General features: G+C 64.6%; 20 protein-coding genes. 12 read left to right on the top strand and 8 right to left on the bottom strand.

Annotated features, from left to right (window positions below):
- Positions 1-612, top strand: a 612-nt coding sequence (locus CH262_RS18395; RefSeq protein ID WP_094718130.1) for a GyrI-like domain-containing protein, incomplete at its 5' end; no start/stop codon positions are given.
- A gap of 3 nt (positions 613-615) precedes the next feature.
- Here the strand turns inward: CH262_RS18395 and CH262_RS18400 are convergent.
- The gene (locus tag CH262_RS18400) at positions 616-1,434 is read right to left on the bottom strand and encodes a DUF2786 domain-containing protein (RefSeq protein WP_032385407.1); all 819 of its coding nucleotides are present in this window, start codon (positions 1,432-1,434) and stop codon (positions 616-618) included.
- Between the two features lie 188 nt (positions 1,435-1,622).
- Here CH262_RS18400 and CH262_RS18405 point away from each other — a divergent pair, with 188 nt between their 5' ends.
- The 4 genes from CH262_RS18405 to CH262_RS27700 are packed head-to-tail and all read left to right on the top strand — an operon-like array spanning position 1,623 to position 4,952.
- A complete protein-coding gene (locus tag CH262_RS18405) occupies positions 1,623-2,903 on the top strand; it encodes an ABC transporter substrate-binding protein (protein ID WP_032370043.1) in 1,281 nt (426 codons plus the stop codon).
- A gap of 14 nt (positions 2,904-2,917) precedes the next feature.
- Positions 2,918-3,964 carry a carbohydrate ABC transporter permease gene (locus CH262_RS18410; RefSeq protein ID WP_179275042.1) on the top strand — a complete coding sequence of 349 codons (1,047 nt, stop codon included), beginning with the start codon at positions 2,918-2,920 and terminating at the stop codon, positions 3,962-3,964.
- Positions 3,961-4,782 carry a carbohydrate ABC transporter permease gene (locus CH262_RS18415; protein WP_032367661.1) on the top strand — a complete coding sequence of 274 codons (822 nt, stop codon included), beginning with the start codon at positions 3,961-3,963 and terminating at the stop codon, positions 4,780-4,782. Before CH262_RS18410 ends, CH262_RS18415 begins: the two co-directional genes overlap by 4 nt.
- Positions 4,779-4,952: a hypothetical protein gene (locus CH262_RS27700; protein WP_167327633.1), complete on the top strand. Its 174-nt coding sequence runs from the start codon at positions 4,779-4,781 to the stop codon at positions 4,950-4,952. Before CH262_RS18415 ends, CH262_RS27700 begins: the two co-directional genes overlap by 4 nt.
- On the opposite strand, the gene CH262_RS18420 is transcribed toward CH262_RS27700, so the two are convergent.
- Both CH262_RS18420 and CH262_RS18425 read right to left on the bottom strand, forming a co-directional pair.
- Positions 4,936-5,820 carry a LysR family transcriptional regulator gene (locus tag CH262_RS18420; protein ID WP_032385220.1) on the bottom strand — a complete coding sequence of 295 codons (885 nt, stop codon included), beginning with the start codon at positions 5,818-5,820 and terminating at the stop codon, positions 4,936-4,938. The genes CH262_RS27700 and CH262_RS18420 overlap by 17 nt on opposite strands.
- Positions 5,811-6,245 carry an MmcQ/YjbR family DNA-binding protein gene (locus tag CH262_RS18425; RefSeq protein ID WP_032385219.1) on the bottom strand — a complete coding sequence of 145 codons (435 nt, stop codon included), beginning with the start codon at positions 6,243-6,245 and terminating at the stop codon, positions 5,811-5,813. The genes CH262_RS18420 and CH262_RS18425 overlap by 10 nt, the downstream gene beginning before the upstream one ends.
- A gap of 108 nt (positions 6,246-6,353) precedes the next feature.
- On the opposite strand from CH262_RS18425, the gene CH262_RS18430 reads away from it, so the two are divergent.
- Positions 6,354-6,704, top strand: coding sequence for a nuclear transport factor 2 family protein (locus CH262_RS18430; RefSeq protein WP_032385218.1), 351 nt, complete (start codon positions 6,354-6,356; stop codon positions 6,702-6,704).
- A 95-nt stretch (positions 6,705-6,799) separates the two neighbouring features.
- On the opposite strand, the gene CH262_RS18435 is transcribed toward CH262_RS18430, so the two are convergent.
- Together CH262_RS18435 and CH262_RS18440 are read right to left on the bottom strand one after the other, a co-directional pair.
- Positions 6,800-7,882: an inositol-3-phosphate synthase gene (locus CH262_RS18435; RefSeq protein WP_027495057.1), complete on the bottom strand. Its 1,083-nt coding sequence runs from the start codon at positions 7,880-7,882 to the stop codon at positions 6,800-6,802.
- Positions 7,875-8,465: a PadR family transcriptional regulator gene (locus CH262_RS18440; RefSeq protein WP_027495058.1), complete on the bottom strand. Its 591-nt coding sequence runs from the start codon at positions 8,463-8,465 to the stop codon at positions 7,875-7,877. Before CH262_RS18440 ends, CH262_RS18435 begins: the two co-directional genes overlap by 8 nt.
- Positions 8,466-8,689: 224 nt before the next feature.
- On the opposite strand from CH262_RS18440, the gene CH262_RS18445 reads away from it, so the two are divergent.
- The 3 genes from CH262_RS18445 to CH262_RS18455 are packed head-to-tail and all read left to right on the top strand — an operon-like array spanning position 8,690 to position 9,650.
- On the top strand, positions 8,690-9,106 hold the full coding sequence (locus CH262_RS18445; protein WP_032385406.1) for a phage holin family protein: 417 nt from the start codon (positions 8,690-8,692) through the stop codon (positions 9,104-9,106).
- Positions 9,103-9,381 carry a DUF3618 domain-containing protein gene (locus tag CH262_RS18450; protein ID WP_032370039.1) on the top strand — a complete coding sequence of 93 codons (279 nt, stop codon included), beginning with the start codon at positions 9,103-9,105 and terminating at the stop codon, positions 9,379-9,381. The genes CH262_RS18445 and CH262_RS18450 overlap by 4 nt, the downstream gene beginning before the upstream one ends.
- A complete protein-coding gene (locus tag CH262_RS18455; protein WP_032370038.1) occupies positions 9,378-9,650 on the top strand; it encodes a DUF4235 domain-containing protein in 273 nt (90 codons plus the stop codon). Before CH262_RS18450 ends, CH262_RS18455 begins: the two co-directional genes overlap by 4 nt.
- Positions 9,651-9,676: 26 nt before the next feature.
- On the opposite strand, the gene CH262_RS18460 is transcribed toward CH262_RS18455, so the two are convergent.
- Both CH262_RS18460 and CH262_RS18465 read right to left on the bottom strand, forming a co-directional pair.
- Positions 9,677-10,519, bottom strand: a complete 843-nt coding sequence (locus CH262_RS18460; protein WP_032385217.1) for a DUF1707 domain-containing protein — start codon at positions 10,517-10,519, stop codon at positions 9,677-9,679.
- Positions 10,520-10,543: 24 nt separating this feature from the next.
- Positions 10,544-11,359: a DUF1707 domain-containing protein gene (locus tag CH262_RS18465; RefSeq protein WP_230591042.1), complete on the bottom strand. Its 816-nt coding sequence runs from the start codon at positions 11,357-11,359 to the stop codon at positions 10,544-10,546.
- A gap of 99 nt (positions 11,360-11,458) precedes the next feature.
- On the opposite strand from CH262_RS18465, the gene CH262_RS18470 reads away from it, so the two are divergent.
- From CH262_RS18470 to CH262_RS18480, 3 genes are all read left to right on the top strand, one after another.
- Positions 11,459-11,890, top strand: a complete 432-nt coding sequence (locus CH262_RS18470) for a DUF5318 domain-containing protein (RefSeq protein WP_027495064.1) — start codon at positions 11,459-11,461, stop codon at positions 11,888-11,890.
- 291 nt (positions 11,891-12,181) lie between these two features.
- The gene (locus CH262_RS18475; RefSeq protein ID WP_371828180.1) at positions 12,182-14,683 is read left to right on the top strand and encodes a transglycosylase domain-containing protein; all 2,502 of its coding nucleotides are present in this window, start codon (positions 12,182-12,184) and stop codon (positions 14,681-14,683) included.
- Between the two features lie 111 nt (positions 14,684-14,794).
- A complete protein-coding gene (locus CH262_RS18480) occupies positions 14,795-16,243 on the top strand; it encodes a glycosyltransferase family 87 protein (protein WP_052056669.1) in 1,449 nt (482 codons plus the stop codon).
- Here CH262_RS18480 and CH262_RS18485 read toward each other — a convergent pair.
- A partial coding sequence (locus CH262_RS18485; protein ID WP_143544877.1) for a TerD family protein occupies positions 16,218-16,872 on the bottom strand: 655 nt, incomplete at its 5' end. The two genes, CH262_RS18480 and CH262_RS18485, sit on opposite strands and share 26 nt — an antisense overlap.

Consider the following 16,872-nt stretch of genomic DNA (forward strand, 5'->3'; position numbering starts at 1 on the left):
GAGGTGCGGGCAATCGTGCAGACACCCGATCCCGATGCCCGCGCTCGACTGATCACCGAACATCTCACTCGACTCGAGCGTCAGTTGGACGACACCAGATCAGCCGTGACGGCGCTGCGCCGGTTGCTCGATCCCACTCCGCCCGCGATCGATGTCCGACGCATTCTCACCGAACAATCCTCTGTCGCAGCCATTTCCGAGGTGGTCGACGCGTCCGACGTGCTGGGCTGGTACTCGGACGCGATGGCCGAGATCGACGCGGTCGTATCGGACACCACCGGGCCGCCGGGCGGGCTGTACGACAACGAACTCTTCACCGACGGGCGGGGTGAGCTGACCGTCTTCGTTCCCACCATCGACGCGCCGTCCGTCGGCAGAGTTCGGCCGATGACGCTGCCTCCCGTCGAACTCGCGGTGACGGTTCATCACGGACCCCACGACGACATCGACGTCACGTACGGTGCGCTCGGGGTGCACGTGGAGACCAACGGCCTCGCCATTGCGGGGCCGGTTCGCGAGGTCTATGTCGTCGGGCCGCGGGATACCGAGAATTCGACGCTGTGGCGTACCGACATCGGATGGCCGGTGTTCACGGCATCACCGGCCACGTAGCAGTCAGCGGCCCAGTTGCCGACTTGCTCCACCGATTTCTGCGTGGGCACCGATCTTCGCGTTTCGTCCCGCTCGATCTCCGGCCTTGCGTGCGCCCTCCGAGTACCCGGCGTTCGCGCTCTGGCCTCGCCAGTGCCCGCGTGCAGTGGACGTCTGGCGGTAGTAGTCGCGTAGCTCGATCTCCTTGTCTCGCAACACCAGAGCGGTTCCGGCACCGGAGGTCTCCTGCGCGATGGCCTTGGCCTCGGTGTCCTTCTTGACCTCCGCGAGCCGTTGACCGATGCGCGACGCGAATGCCGTCTGGAAGTTCAGACGTGCCGTCACGGCGGCGACGGGCACTTCCTCGCGTCGGGTGTAGCGGCGACGATTCTTGACCTCGGTGACGGTGCGGATGGCCGTCTCGGATTTGTAGGCACCGGACTTGATGTACCCGTCGGACGCTCGGACCATCTGAATCAGCAAAGAGGAGTACAGGGCCTCGGTGGTCTCGATGTCCGAGTCGAAACCGTAGGCGAACACCTGCGTCGACGATCTGGCGACGTCGCACTGCACATCGTTTGCGTGGGCGATGGCGACGAACAGTTGAACGTAGGTCTTGAGTCCACGCTTGCCCGGTTCACCGATGGGGATGACCTTCTGAGTCGGCGTCGCCTGCCGTTCGCGGGATGCGCTGTGCGAACGCGCCACCGCCAGATCCACCGACGCCGACGTGGCCAAACGCTGCGCGGCCTCCATGAAGGCCTCGGCCTCGTGGGGGTTGTCGGTGGACTCCGCCTGACGCAGCAATCCGCCGATTCGCGTCAGCATCTTGTCCGAACTCATGAGCGAAAGGGTACCGGGCACCTCCGACACGTCCGGGTTGACCGATTCAGGAACTCGATAATGACCCCTGCGCGGTGAGTTGTGTGCCACAGTACCCATCGACATATGTGTCGGGGGAGCATCACAGCACGATTCTGCGTGCCCATCTCCGGGCGCATACCACCGCGTAGAAGTAAGTGGAGAAAACAATGGCGTCTTTGATCACGAAGGTGGCAGTGGTTGCGACAGCAGCCACGCTGCTGACGCTCACCGGATGTTCGAGCGACAGCGGTTCGAGCGGCGATTCGGGTGCTGCATCCGAAAATGCCGACGGCCGTGGACCTATCACGTATGTAGAGGGCCAGGACACCACCGAGACCGGTGTCGTCCAGCAGATCATCTCGGAGTGGAACGCCGCCAACCCTGATCAGCAGGTCACCTTCAAGGAGCAGTCCGCCGACGCCGATCAGGCCCACGACGACTTCGTTCAGCAGCTCCAGGCGCAGCAGAGCGACTACGACGTCATGGCACTCGACGTCGTCTGGACCGCCGAGTTCGCGGCCAAGGGCTGGCTCGTGCCGCTCGAGGGCGAATTCGCACTCGACAACGCAGGCGTTCTGCCCGCGACCGTCGCGAGTGCGACCTACAACGGCAAGCAGTACGCCGCGCCGAAGAACACCAACGGTGGACTGCTCTACTACCGCAGTGATCTGCTCCCCGAGGCACCCACCACCTGGGCCGAGCTCACCGAGGACTGCCAGGTCGCTCGCGACAACAACATCGACTGCTATGCAGGGCAATTCGCCCCCTACGAGGGTCTGACGGCCAACGCGTCGGAGATCATCAACGCGCACGGCGGATCGATCGTCGGCGAAGACGGCAAGACCCCCACCGTCAACAGCCCGGAAGCCAAGGCCGGACTGCAGACTCTGGTCACCGCGTTCGAGACCGGCGTCATCCCGGCCCAGGACACCACGTTCAAGGAGTCCGACAGCCAGCAGGCGTTCCAGGACGGAAAGACGCTGTTCCTGCGCAACTGGCCGTACGTCTACGGCACCGCCGCAGAAGAAGGTTCGGCTGTGGTCGGAAAGTATGCGGTCGCACCGCTTCCCGGCGTCACCGGAGTGGGCACCTCGACGCTCGGCGGATACAACGCCGCGATCAGCGCGTACTCCGAGAACAAGGCAACTGCTGCCGACTTCCTGCGCTTCATGCAGGGCGAGAAGGCGCAGCGCATCATCGCCGAGGGTGCTTTGCCGCCCGTGCTCTCCTCGCTGTACGACGATCCCGCACTGATCGCCGCGATGCCGTACCTTCCCGCATTGAAGGCATCCATCGAGAATGCCGTTCCGCGTCCCGTCACCCCGTTCTACCCGGCCGTCTCGAAGGCTGTGCAGGACAACGTCTCTGCCGCCATCAAGGGTGAGAAGAGCGTCGACCAGGCGATCACGGACATGCAGGCCGGTATCGAAACCGCCGGCGCCAACTGATTTCGGGAGAACCAATGGCTGTACCTGCTGGTGTGACCAGTGGGGCCGCCGCAACCACCGCGGCCGGGGGCTCGTCCCCCGGCCGCGGTCGGCATGTGCGGTCCAAGAACAAGCGGTTCGGCCTGACGCAGGGTCGGGCCTGGCTGTTGATCGCACCGACGATGGTGATCCTCGCGATCGTCATCGTCTACCCGGTGATCCGAGCCCTGGTGATGTCCTTCTCCAAGGATCCCGGTCTCGATCCCGCCACCGGCATGTTCGTCACCGGTGGATCTGCCGGCTTCGACAACTACACGCACTGGATCCTGCAGCAATGCACCTCGGCGTCGGGCACATTGGTGCCCTGCCCGCCGGGAACGCTGGGGTCGCAGTTCTGGGGCGCCGTCGGAAACACCGCGTTCTTCACGGTCGTCACGGTGTCCATCGAGGTGGTCATCGGCTTCGGAATGGCCGTCATCATGGGTAAGACCTTCGCCGGACGCGCCCTGTTGCGCGCGGCAATCCTGATCCCCTGGGCGATCCCGACGGCGGTCACGGCCAAGCTCTGGTACTTCATCTTCGCGTACGACGGTGTCGCCAATCGCATTCTGGGAACCAACATTCTGTGGACCGGCGACGCGTGGCCCGCTCGTTTCGCCGTCATCATCGCCGACGTGTGGAAGACGACGCCGTTCATGGCGTTGCTGATCCTGGCCGGGTTGCAGATGATTCCAGCCGACGTCTACGAGGCGGCCCGCGTCGACGGGGCGTCGGCGTGGCAGCGGTTCACCAGGATCACACTGCCGTTGGTCAAGCCCGCGTTGATGGTGGCAATTCTGTTCCGCACCATGGACGCGCTGCGTATGTACGACTTGCCGGCGATCCTCACCGAGGGCAATCCCGCCACCCGGACCATCTCGATCCTGGTGGTGGATCAGATTCGTCAGGGATTCAACAGCGCTGCCTCGTTGTCGACGATCTCGTTCATCATGATCTTCGTCGTGGCGTTCATCCTGGTGAAGTTTCTCGGTGCCAATGCCGTTGCCACTCAGGACAATCAGCGCAAGGGGCCCGGCCGATGAAGCAAGCTCGCATCTATCTCGGCGTCGTCGTCATTCTCGTCTGGGGACTGGCACCGTTTTATTGGATGGTCGTCACCGCATTCCGCGACCCGCGCTACACCTTCGACACGACGCCGTGGCCGACGCACGTCACGTGGGAGAACTTCGAGAACGCGTTGTCGACGGCAAACGGCAACAACTTCCTGCGTGCGGTGGGCAACAGTCTGATCGTGGGCGGCGCGACCACTCTGATCGCGTTGGTCATCGGCATCTTCACCGCGTACGCACTCTCGCGCATCGACTTTCGCTTCAAGTACGTGGTGACGGGCATCATCCTGGGTGCGTCGATGTTTCCCGTCGTCGCATTGGTGACCCCGCTGTTCCAGTTCTTCACCAACATCGGGTGGATCGGCAGCTACCAGGCAATGGTCATCCCGAACATCTCGTTCGTTCTACCGCTGACGATCTATACGCTGGCGGCGTTCTTCGCCGAATTGCCCTGGGAGCTCGAAGAAGCCGCGCGGATCGACGGTGCCGGACGATTCCAGGCATTCCGCCTGGTGATGCTCCCGCTCGCCGCGCCTGCCTTGTTCACCACCGCGATTCTCGCGTTCATCGCCGCAGTGAACGAGTACCTGCTGGCCAGTCAGCTCTCGAGTGACAAGACCGAACCGGTGACCGTCGCCATCGCGCGGTTCACCGGCAACGATCCGCTCGTGGTGCCGTATGCCGCGATCATGGCCGCGGGCACCATCGTTGCGATTCCACTGGTGATCATGGTGCTGCTGTTCCAGCGCCGCATCATCTCCGGACTGACGGCGGGCGGCGTCAAGTCGTGACGGCGCAGGACCACCTGCAGTTGTTGGCAGGCATTCTCGGGTTCTTTGCGCTGGTAGCTCTCGGTTTCGCCGTAGCCGGGATCATCGGAGGTGATCCCGGCGTGCTGCCGTCCGTAGCGCTGCTCGGCTTGCTGGTCGCACTGTGGTTCACCGTCAAGAAGATTCGCTGAAACTCGTCGTCGCGATGCCCACCAGTTCGGCCAGTGCCGGACTCATCGCGCTGCGCCACACCAGGGCCAGCAGGGCGGCGGTGTGCGAGTCGGTCAGCTCGATCGCGACGAGCCGGTCGCCGTAGAATTCGGCCATCGACCGGCTGAGAATCCCGACCCCCAAACCGCGGGTGGCGAGGTCGGCTACCGCGTCAGGTGCGCTGGCCTGCAACGTGATCGACGGTGACAGACCTCCCCCGGCGCAGTCCCTGTCGAACACCGCACGAATTCCGGTGCCCGGCGGAAGGGCAACGATCGGATATTCGCACACCTCGGCGAGTGTCGCGTCCTTCTGCGCCGCCAGTGGATGCTCCGCCGGCACGGCGGCAACGATCCGCTCGTCGATCACCACCATCGATTCGAGTCCGGCGGGGGTCCGAGAAGCGAGACCGACCAACGCAAGATCCAGCTCGCCGGATCGAACATCCGCGACGAGATCGTCCGAATTACCCTCGCGCAAAGCAATGTCGACGCCGGGATGTGCCGCGTGGAAGCCCGCCAACGCGTCGAACAGTGGGGGAACGGTGCAGGCGGTGACCATACCGACGCTCAGTCTGCCGCGCAGTAGGCCCGTCACATCGTCGACGGATTGTTTGACGGATCCTGCCGCGGCGAGTGTCGCGCGGGCCTGCGGCAACGCCGCCTGGCCGGCTGTGGTCAAAGTGGCTGTGCCACCGGATCTGTCGATCAGCTCGGCCCCGAGTTCGCGCTCGAGCGCCCTGATCTGCGCGCTGACCCCCGATTGACTGATGTGAACGCGGGCGGCAGCGCGGGTGAAGTTCGCTTCCTCGGCCACCGCGACGAAATACTCGAGCTGCCTCAGTTCCATTGCTGTACTCCCAGATCGGGACCTTCGCCGGCATCGAGGCGTGCTATCGCGCGCTTCGGCGCGGTGACGCGGTAGCTGCAGTCGATCAGTTCGGCGGCTTCGGCCCAGACATCGCTGTCGGCCTTGTCTTTGCGGTCACTGCTCAGGTCGAACCCCACCCAGCCTGCGGGTCCGAGGTAGGCGGGATGAAAGTAGCGCGGCTCGAGTTCGCAGGCTCGCTGCTCCTCGGCGCTCTCGCATTTGACGATGATCGACAGATCGAATTGATCGCCGCCTTTGACGCCACCGCCGAAGTAGACGAACACCGAGGTCGTGCGGAAGGTCGGCCTGCCGTGCGAAACCTTCTCGGTCACGTCGGGGTACGCGAACGCCAGAGCGCGAACGCGTTCGAGAATCGGATGCTTCGAGGTGGGATCGATGGCCACGCGAGAACCATAGCGCGTAGCGTCTAGCTGCGGCTATGAGTAAAAGTTCTGGTGATGATCGGAACCAACTGTTGGACTTCTGACTGCGCCGGTTCGAGACTCGAATCCATGACACAGACACCCGCACAAATTGCAGCAACCTACTTCGAGGCCTGGAAGGCGAAGGACTTCGACACTCTCGCTTCGATCCTGCACGAAGACGCCACGTTTCGGGGGCCACTGGGCACCGCCGACAGCGGCGAAGAATGCGTCGCCGGGTTGAAGGGAATGTCGCAGATCGTCACCGACATCGACATCGCGCACGTCTTCGTCGATGGCCCGAACGTGCTGACGTGGTTCGAGCTGCATACGTCCATCGCACCCCCGGCCCCCACCGCGAACTGGCAACGAATCGAGAACGGCAAAATCACCGAAATCAGGGTGACATTCGACCCGCGCGCCATCGTCGAGGCGGGATAACCGAACGCCCGCCGGTACTCAATGTGACATTTGGTGGCCTTTTTGGGGGTCAATGTCACGTTGAGTGGACCGGCGGGCGTCGGTGCCGCGGAGAATTACGCGTCGATGATGAAGGCTTCGAGTTGTTCGCGAGCGACGTCGTCGGCCAGCTGCTTCGGCGGGCTTTTCATCAGGTAAGCGGAAGCCGGGATGACCGGTCCACCGATGCCGCGGTCCTTGGCGATTTTCGCGGCGCGGACTGCGTCGATGATGACGCCGGCGGAGTTGGGCGAGTCCCAGACCTCGAGCTTGTATTCGAGGCTCAGGGGAACGTCACCGAAGGCGCGGCCTTCGAGGCGGACGTAGGCCCACTTGCGGTCGTCGAGCCAGCCGACGTGGTCGGACGGTCCGATGTGGACGTCCTTGGCGTTGAATTCCTTCTGCAGGTTCGACGTGACGGCCTGGGTCTTGGAGATCTTCTTCGACTCGAGGCGGGTGCGCTCGAGCATGTTGAGGAAGTCCATGTTGCCGCCGACGTTGAGCTGCATGGTGCGGTCGAGCTGCACGCCGCGGTCTTCGAACAGCTTCGCCATGACGCGGTGGGTGATGGTGGCACCGACCTGGCTCTTGATGTCGTCGCCGACGATGGGGACGCCAGCGTCCTCGAACTTCTTGGCCCAGACGGGGTCGGAGGCGATGAAGACGGGGAGGGCGTTGACGAAGGCGACGCCTGCGTCGATGGCGGCCTGTGCGTAGAACTTGTCGGCTTCTTCGGATCCGACGGGGAGGTAGGACACGAGGACGTCGACCTTGGCGTCACGCAGTGCCTGTGCGACGTCGACTGCTTCGCCGTCGGCCTCGGTGATGGTCTCGCGGTAGTACTTTCCGAGGCCGTCGAGGGTCGGTCCGCGCAGGACGTGGACGTCCTTCGGGGGCACGTCGGCGATCTTGATGGTGTTGTTCTCGCTGGAGAAGATGGCCTCGGAGAGGTCGAAGCCGACCTTCTTGGCGTCGACGTCGAACGCGGCGACGAACTCGACGTCGCGGACGTGGTACTTGCCGAACATGACGTGCATCAGGCCGGGAACGGTGGCGTTCTCGTCTGCGTCCTTGTAGTACTCGACACCCTGGACCAGGGATGAGGCGCAGTTGCCCACACCCACAATGGCCACGCGGATTGCGTTGTTGTTCTCACCCATGGTCGGGTTCTCCTTCTGTCTTGACTGTCCTGTTTGGTGCTGTGTGGGACGGTGCTGGGTTGGGGGCGGCTTGCTCGGCTGCGATGACTTCGTTGAGCCAGCGCACCTCGCGTTCGCTCGATTCGAGACCGAGCTGGTGGAGTTGCCGGGTGTAGCGGTCGAGTGTTCCGTTCGCCTTGGCCACAGCGTCGCGGAGGCCTTCTCGGCGCTCCTCGACCTGGCGTCGTCTGCCTTCGAGAATGCGGACCCGAGCTTCTGCCGGGGTTCGACTGAAGAAGGCCAGATGTACGCCGAATCCGTCGTCGGTGTAGTTCTGCGGTCCGGTGTCGGCCACCAGTTCGGCAAATCGTTCCCTGCCGAGGGGGGTGAGCACGTACACCCGTTTTGCTCGTCTTTTCACGAGCAGTTCGGGACCGGCGTCCTCGGCGATGAGCCCGTCGGTTTGTAGTCGACGGAGCGCCGGGTACAGCGATCCGTACGAAAACGCACGAAATGCTCCGAGCAGGCCGGTCAGCCGCTTGCGAAGCTCGTAACCGTGCATGGGTGATTCGAGAAGCAGTCCGAGAATTGCGAGTTCGAGCATGCAACTCCCCCTTCTCGAATCCAACGATCACATCCTGGCGATGCGATGAGCCACACTATCGGAGAATGTATCGCGCCGATACATGAAGTGACAAACCAATGGCCGGTTACATCGCGCGAACCGGCATTTGCGGACGTGTTTTTCGGGGTCCTTCGCGGGTATCGACACAGGACGGCACTACATCGAAGGAGCGCATCATCGACGAATACGATCAACCGCCCCCACTGTCGAACGCCGAGTCCGAGCGGGGCTCCCACGTGGCGGACCTGTCGACGGTGCAGCTGATCGAGCGACTGACGACTCAGGTCTCGACGCTCGTCCGGACCGAGATCGACGCCGGACTCGCCGAAGTCAAGAGCAAGGGAAGTCGCCTCGGGGTGGGCGTCGGAATCTCCGGCGCGGGTGCGCTGCTGCTGTTCCTCGGGCTCGCCACCTTGATCGCTACCGCAGTGCTCGGACTGGCAACAGTGTTGTCCGCATGGCTCGCAGCGCTGATCGTCGCGATCGTGGTGCTGGCGATCGGGGGCATCCTGGCCGCAGTCGGCGCGTCACGGGCAAAGAAGGCCTTGCCGCCGATTCCCGCAGACACCGCAGCACGTATCGGCGACGACATCACCGCAGTGAAGGAGGGCATCCGATGACCGACTCACCGGCCCACAGTGTTTCCGGCAACTCCGATCAGCCGCCCAGCATCGAGGAACAGCGTTCCGAACTGGCCGACACCGTCGCCGCTCTCGCGGCCAAAGCCGACATCCCCACCCGAGTGGGCAACGAGGCCTCTCGACAGGCGACGCGTGCCTCCGATGCGGTGCGCAGTAGGCCCGGCACTGCCGCAGGGGCCGTGGGCTTCGTGGTGACCGCAGTGTTGGTGACGGTTCTTCTTCGTCGCCGACGTACGAGAAAGGTGTTTCGATGAGTGCAGTATCGAAGGCGTTCTACAGACCGATGTCGTTGGCGACGAGTGTGCTCGGCGGGCTGGCGGCCGGCGCGGTGTTCAAGCAGGTGTGGAAGCACGTCGGCGACGACGACGCGGCGGCCCCCGACCCGAAGGATCTGAATCGCTCCGTCCGAGAGGTGCTGATCGCGGCAGCCGTCCACGGTGCGGTGTTCGGCGTCGTCAAGGCCGCAGTCGACAGGGCAGGGGCAACCGGTTACCGCGCCATCACGCACGAGAGCCCGAAGTAGCCGACACGCAACATGATTCGCGGCGTCTATCGGCTTACCGAGACGATGTTGCCCGCGAAGTCCGCTTCGACGCGGCCACCCTGATCGTCGTCGTTCTTTGCGGTGATCGAGATGCGCTGCTCGCCGCGGGAATCGGTGATCATGACGTACTCGACGGCGGCGCCCGGGACCCCGACGGCGTCGGGCGTTCCCGCCACGAGGCCTGCCAGAACCGCGGAATCGATTGTGGCCCAGTCGAAGAGCGCCTCTTGTTCCTCGGGCGGCTCGGTCTCGTGATACACCTCGAACCCCCCGGAGACGAACACGCGCTCTCGTCGGCCCTCTGCCGTCGGGCGATAGACATCGGCACGGTTGCCGTCCATCTGGACGAACACCTCGAGAACCTGCGAACTGCCGAAGCGTTCCACGTAGCGTTCTCGAAAATCGTCGAGTCCGGCTGCCGTGTCGAAAACGAAGGGGCGGGCGATGATCGGGGTGACGTCGACCGGCAGGTCCATCGGCGCGGTGGGGGTCACGCTGCGCGTCGTCGTGGACGCGACGACGGCAGCAGTCGAAACCGGTTCTTCGCCGGTCCTGGTCGACAGAAACACCACCAGCCCGACAGTCACGATGGCGACCGAGCCGAGTGCCAGCAGCAGCCGGTTCTTGGGTTCGGATGTTCGCGGCGGTGGTTCCGGAAGGTCGACGTCGATTTGTAGGTCGGAGACCAGTCGTCGCAGATCGCGCAGGGTGATGGCCACCCGGGCACGTTCGCTGCGTAGGCGGTGCTCGTCGAAGGTGAGCTGGCCGTCGGCGTATGCGGAATCCAGAACGGTGGCGGTCAGCGCGCGGTCTATGTCGCGAGCGCGAAAATCGGGTCGTGGTGCCACCTGCGGGCTTCCTTTCCGGACTGATCAGCCGAACGAAAACGGCGTGACACGCAGGAAGTTGCCTGCGGGATCGAACAGGAGAGTTCCGCTTTCCTGGTCGGTGTTGTCGGCGGAGACGGATATTTGCGGGCCGTTGTCGCTGCCGTGGAAGCTCACGGTGTAGCTGTCGATTCGACTCATGTTCAAGCTCTCGCGGGCACCGGCGACGATCCCCGCTGCCTTCGTTAGATCGACCGTCGCCAGGTCGATCTGAGGTTCGTCGAAGTCGCGGGTGCTCGAGAAGTTGTCGTCGTAGTCGTCGATCACGCCGTCGCGATAGGTGTAGCTGACCTGCTTCTGTGGCACCCCGGGTGCAGGTGCCGAAATGACGGCGTAGTCCTCGTACAGCCCGAGTCTGTCGACCACCGACGTGCCGATCTTCTGTTGCAGTGCATCGACGATATCCACGACGACTGCAGGATTCTTGTACCCGGCCGACCCGAGACCCGATTCGGGGTCATCGGTGTTCGAGCACGCGCGAATGCCGAAGGTGAGCGCCACGAGTGCGGCAACGGCAGGGACCGCGACGGCCATGAAGCCCAGGCGTGAGCCCTTTGCCGTCGTGATCGGATGCGCGAACTCGATCGGGTCGGCCATCGGCGGCAGATCGGTGTCGTTCTGAAGGTCCTCGATGAGGGCGTGCAGATCGGCGATCGTGTCGGCTTCCTTCGCCAGATCGATCCTTGCGGCGTGCTCGAAATCGGACAGCTGGCCATCGGCGAGTGCTTCGTCCAACGTGGCGCAAGTATCGGTGCGATCCACATCACGCGCTCGCGTACTGGGTGACAGTCGCGTCGGCACAGGTGGAGCATAGTTTCTCGGCCCAGGAATGGGGGCCGATCGTCGTCCAGGCGGGGATCGCAGGTCTCCATCGACACTGCCGCACGTACTCTGGTTCTCGTGCGACTTCAGCGACAGGTGGTGGACTACGCCCTTCAGCGTCGGTCGCTGCTGGCCGAGGTCTACTCCGGTAGGACGGGCGTGGCAGCGGTCTGCGATGCAGATCCCTATCTTCTACGTGCCGCCAAGTTCCACGGCCGCGGCAGCGACGTAGTGTGCCCGATCTGCCGGAAGGAGCAGCTCACGCTGGTGTCGTGGGTGTTCGGCGAGAAGCTCGGCCCCCTGTCCGGCTCGGCGAGAACGGCCGACGAACTCGGCCGGCTGGCTGCCACCCAAGAGGAATTTTCGGTCCATGTGGTCGAGGTCTGCCGCTCGTGCAGCTGGAATCACCTCGTCCAGTCCTACGTCCTCGGGGCCGTGCCCGCACCCAAGCAACCCCGTCGCCCACGATCGGGATCCCGTCAACCGAACCGTCGAACTGCGAGTGAATGACACAATCGCTTCGCTGAACCCAGCCACCGAGAATTCGACGCGGCCGCCGAGATTACTGGAGATTCGTACGTGAGTTCCCCCTACGACAACAACCCGGGTAACAACGAACCTGGCCGTAGCGACTCCGGACGGCGCCCCGACGTGCCCGGACCACCGCGCGGCAGCCGCCATTCCGATCCGCCCGGACGTCGTCCGGTACCCCCACCGGGCCAACGTCCGGTGCCTCCTCCGGGCCAACGTCCGCTACCGCCTCCGGGTCAGCGCCCCGGACCGCCTCCCGGGCAGCGTCCGATGCCACCGCAGGGTCGACCGCCGGTGCCTCCTCCGGGTCAGCGTCCGGTACCGCCTCCGGGTCAGCGCCCCGGGCCCCCTCCCGGGCAGCGTCCGATGCCACCGCAGGGTCGACCGCCGATGCCTCCCGCCGGCCAACGCCCGGGTCCGCCTCCGGGCCAGCGTCCGATGCCACCGCAGGGTCGCCCGTCCGGTGACGGTCGCTACGCCGCGGCAGGTGTCACCCGATCGGGATCCGTCCCGCCGCCACACGAACCGAACGATCCATCAGCTAGCTCCTCGGGCAACGAACCGCCCGAGCCCCCCGAAAGAGGTTCCGCCGCGAAAACGAAGAAGAAGTCCCGGAGTGGAGCTGGCGGAACGACCAAGTCCAAGTGGCGGGTTGTTCGACGCACCATTTACGCGTTGATCGCCTTGGGCCTGATAGTGCCGATTCTGCTGTTCATGGTGGCGTACACGCTGGTGGACGTCCCGCGGCCCGGTGACCTCAGGACCAATCAGGTCGCGACGATCTTCGCCTCCGACGGGTCGAGCGTGCTCGGCAAGGTGGTGCCACCCGAGGGCAACCGAACCGATGTCACGATCGACCAGATTCCGGAGCACGTGCGTAACGCCGTGCTCTCGGCGGAGGATCGCGACTTCTATTCCAATCCCGGGTTCTCGGTGACCGGCTTCGGCCGTGCCCTGCGCGACAACGTTCTCGGACGTGACAGCGCGGGCGGCGGTTCCACGATCACCCAGCAGTACGTCAAGAATGCGGTGGTCGGCTCCGAGCGGACGTTGACGCGCAAGATGCGGGAGCTGGTCATCTCGTCGAAGATGGCTCGCCAATGGTCCAAGGACGACATTCTCGCGGCGTATCTGAACACCATCTATTTCGGTCGTGGCGCTTATGGCATCGCTGCCGCGTCGACGGCGTACTTCGGCAAATCCGTCGATCAGCTCTCGGTCGAGGAAGGCGCAGTACTGGCTGCGACCATCCAGCAGCCGTCCGGACTCGATCCGGAAGTCAACCCCACCGGGGCCCAGTCGCGGTGGAACTACGTGCTCGACGGCATGGTCTCGCAGGGCCAGCTCGATGCGACTCAGCGTGCGGCGATGCAGTATCCGCAGTGGGTCCCCATTTCTCAGGTCGATTCGGGCGATGCCGCCGACGCAGGTCCCAACGGTCTGATCAAGGCGCAGGTTTTGCGTGAACTGTCGGCTGTCGGGGTCAGTGATCAGGATCTGAACACCGAGGGTCTGCAGATCACGACGACGATCGACCCGAGGGCGCAGGCCGCCGCGGTCGAGGCCGTGGACAACAACCTGCAGGGTGAGCCGTCGGAGCTGCGCACGGCGTCGGTGTCGATCGATCCGCGCAGTGGCGCGGTCCGCTCGTACTACGGCGGCGCGGACGGGCGCGGTTTCGACTTCGCGCAGTCCGGGTTGCAGACCGGATCGTCGTTCAAGGTGTTCGGCCTCGCCGCTGCCTTGGACCAGGGCATTCCGCTGTCGAAGATGTACGACAGTTCCTCGCTCGACGTCAACGGCATCCAGATCAGCAACGTCGAGGGCGAATCCTGTGGCACGTGCACCATCGCCGAGGCCCTCAAGCGGTCGCTGAACACGAGTTTCTACCGCATGATGCTGGGCATGGACAACGGCCCGCAGGCGATCGCGGACATGGCACACAAGCTCGGTATCCCGCAGGAGATCGAGGGCGTCGGCCCCACGCTGACCGAGCCCGACAACGCGGGCCCGAACTACGGAATCGTGCTCGGCCAGTACCAGTCGCGGGTGATCGACATGGCCTCGGCCTACGCCACACTGGCAGCCTCCGGCGTTTATCACACCCCGCACTTCGTGCAGAAGGTCGTCACGGCCGACGGCACGGTGTTGCTCGATCGTGCACCCGAGGCCGGTCAGCAGGTCGTCTCGGCGGCGGTGGCCGACAACGTGACGTCGGCGATGCGTCCGATCGCCGGGTACTCCAACGGTCACAACCTCGCGGGTGGTCGTCAATCGGCGGCGAAGACCGGTACCGCGCAGCTCGGTGATACCGGACAGAACAAGGACGCCTGGATGGTCGGCTACACCCCGTCACTGTCGACAGCGGTGTGGGTCGGTACCGAGCAGGGCTTGCCGCTCGAGAACAGTTACGGCGGTCCGATCTACGGATCGGGCATACCGTCGGACATCTGGAAGGCGACGATGGACGGCACGCTCGAGGGCACCTCGAACGAGACGTTCCCGACGCCCGAGGCCATCGCCGGTCAGGCAGGTGTCCCGCAGTACTCGGCACCGGCCGCCCCGGTCACGACGGTGGCTCCGTCCGCGCCGCCGCCCGTGACTCTGCCGATCCCGACGGAGATTTCGCCGCCGGTGGTCATCACGCCGCGTCAGGTCGAGATTCTGCCGGGCGTCACCATTCCGCTGCCGGGTCTGGCCCCGGCTCAGCCCGCACAGCCACCGGCAGCACCCGAGCCGGCAGCCCCCGAACCGGCGACTCCCGGCCAGTAGCACCGAACGGTGACGACCGAACCCGAGCGCAAGGGCAGAGCCCTTGCCAGTCCTGGTCGCCTGGACACGGCGAGTGCAACGGACCGTGACGCACCCAGCCGTACCGATCCGATGACCGAGGAACTGTCCTCGGTCATCGGCGGGCCGGTGGGCGCGCACGCTCTGGTCGGTCGGCAACGGTGGTTCACTGCGCTGCGGGTCATCCTGTTGCTCGCGGTGGTCTTTCTCTGCTTCGGTTGGTTTGCCAAGGCGGCGTGCATTCAACAGGCACCGGTGGGTCCGAACGGTGAACTCGGTCTCGACTGGAGCGGCAGTCGCCAGTACGTGGCTATGTGCTACTCGGACACCGTGCCGCTCTACGGTGCCGAGCGGCTCGACCAAGGTGCGTTTCCGTACAAGAAGTCCTGGGAAGAAACGAAGGCCGACGGGTCGAGTCAGATCCGGTACATGGAGTACCCGGTCATTGCCGGCCTGTACCAGTACGGCTCGATGGTCGTCGGAAAGGCATGGAACTCACTGAGTTTCCTGCCGCAAGCCCTGCCTGTGGTCGTCTACTTCAACGTCGTTGCTCTGGGATTGGCCGTCGCGTGGCTGGTCACCGTGTGGGCGACGGCGATCTCGGCGGGGCGACGCATCTGGGACGCTGCCCTGGTGGCTGCCTCACCGCTGGTGATCGTGCATGGATTCACCAACTTCGACGCTCTCGCAACGGCATTCGCGCTCACCGGTCTGCTGGCCTGGGCCAAGAAGCGGCCCGTACTAGCCGGTGTACTACTCGGCCTCGGCGGTGCCACCAAGCTCTACCCGTTGCTGTTCCTCGGACCGCTGCTGGTGTTGTGCTGGCGGGCCGGCCGCATGCGCGAGTGGGGGCTGACCGCAGCGGCTGCCCTCGGGGCCTGGCTTGCGGTCAATCTTCCACTGGCCCTGCTGTATCCGACGGGGTGGTACGAGTTCTTCCGGCTCAACTCCGAGCGCGGAGCCGACCCCGATTCGCTGTACAACGTCGTCACTTCCTTCACCGGATGGACGGGCTTCGACGGCCCCCTCTATCCAGGGGACAAGCCGCTGGTTCTCAACGCAGTCACGCTGCTGCTCTTCGCCGTCGTGTGTGCGCTGATCGCCTACATCGGTACGACGGCTCCGACCCGGCCGAGGCTGGCCCAGTTGGTGTTTCTGGTGGTGGCCGGGTTCCTGCTGACCAACAAGGTGTGGAGTCCCCAGTACTCGCTGTGGCTGGTCCCTCTCGCGGTGCTGGCTCTACCGCATCGTCGAATCCTGTTGGCGTGGATGGCAATCGACGCGTTCGTCTGGTTCCCCCGGATGTACTACTACCTGGGCGTGGACAACAAGGGTCTGCCCGAACAGTGGTTCACCGCCACCGTGGTCGTGCGCGATATCGCAGTGATCGGCTTGTGCGCGTTGATCGTTCGGCAGATCTACCGGCCGTCTGAGGATCTCATTCGAAACGGCAGCGCCGTCGACCCGCTCGGTGGCGTACTCGACAGCGCTGCAGATCGAACCGGTCGGCGTGCGGTCACATATAGCGGCCGAGCTGCTTGACGGCTTCACCGGCGTGCTTGGCCTGGATGCCGTCGCCGATGGCCTGTAGCTTCCATTCACTGCCCTGGCGGTAGACCTTCGCCATCACCAATCCGGTGAACGGCATGCCGCCCTGCAGGGTGAAGCGGGCGAGTTCGGTGTTGGTGGTGTTGTCGACCAGCCGGCAGAACGCATTGGCGACCTGCTCGAACGTCTGGCCGCGGTACGAGGTGACCGTGAAGACGATGCCGGTGACGTGCTGGGGTACTCGCGTCAGATCGACGACGATGACCTCGTCGTCGCCCTCGCCCTCACCGGTCAGGTTGTCTCCCTTATGGGTGATCGACCCGTCCTTGGCGTTGAGCTGGCCGTAGTACACGACATCGTTGACGTTGCGATCTGCCAGCATGATCGCCGACGCGTCCAAGTCGATGTTTGCCGCACGGCCCCCGCCGCCGAACAGTCCACCCTTCTTCGGGGTCGTCACCGGGTCCCAGCCGAGGCCCATGCGAATCACCGTCAGTGCCACGCCGCCGTCCTTGCGCAGCGTGACCTTCTGGCCCTTGGACAGACTGACGGGCTTGGACTTGGTGAGACTGACTTCCGGAGCCTCGGAGCGAACCGGGGCGGGAGGGGCTGCGGGTGGAGCC

Source organism: Rhodococcus sp. 05-2255-1e (genome assembly GCF_002259025.1).
Classification (GTDB): domain Bacteria; phylum Actinomycetota; class Actinomycetes; order Mycobacteriales; family Mycobacteriaceae; genus Rhodococcoides; species Rhodococcoides fascians.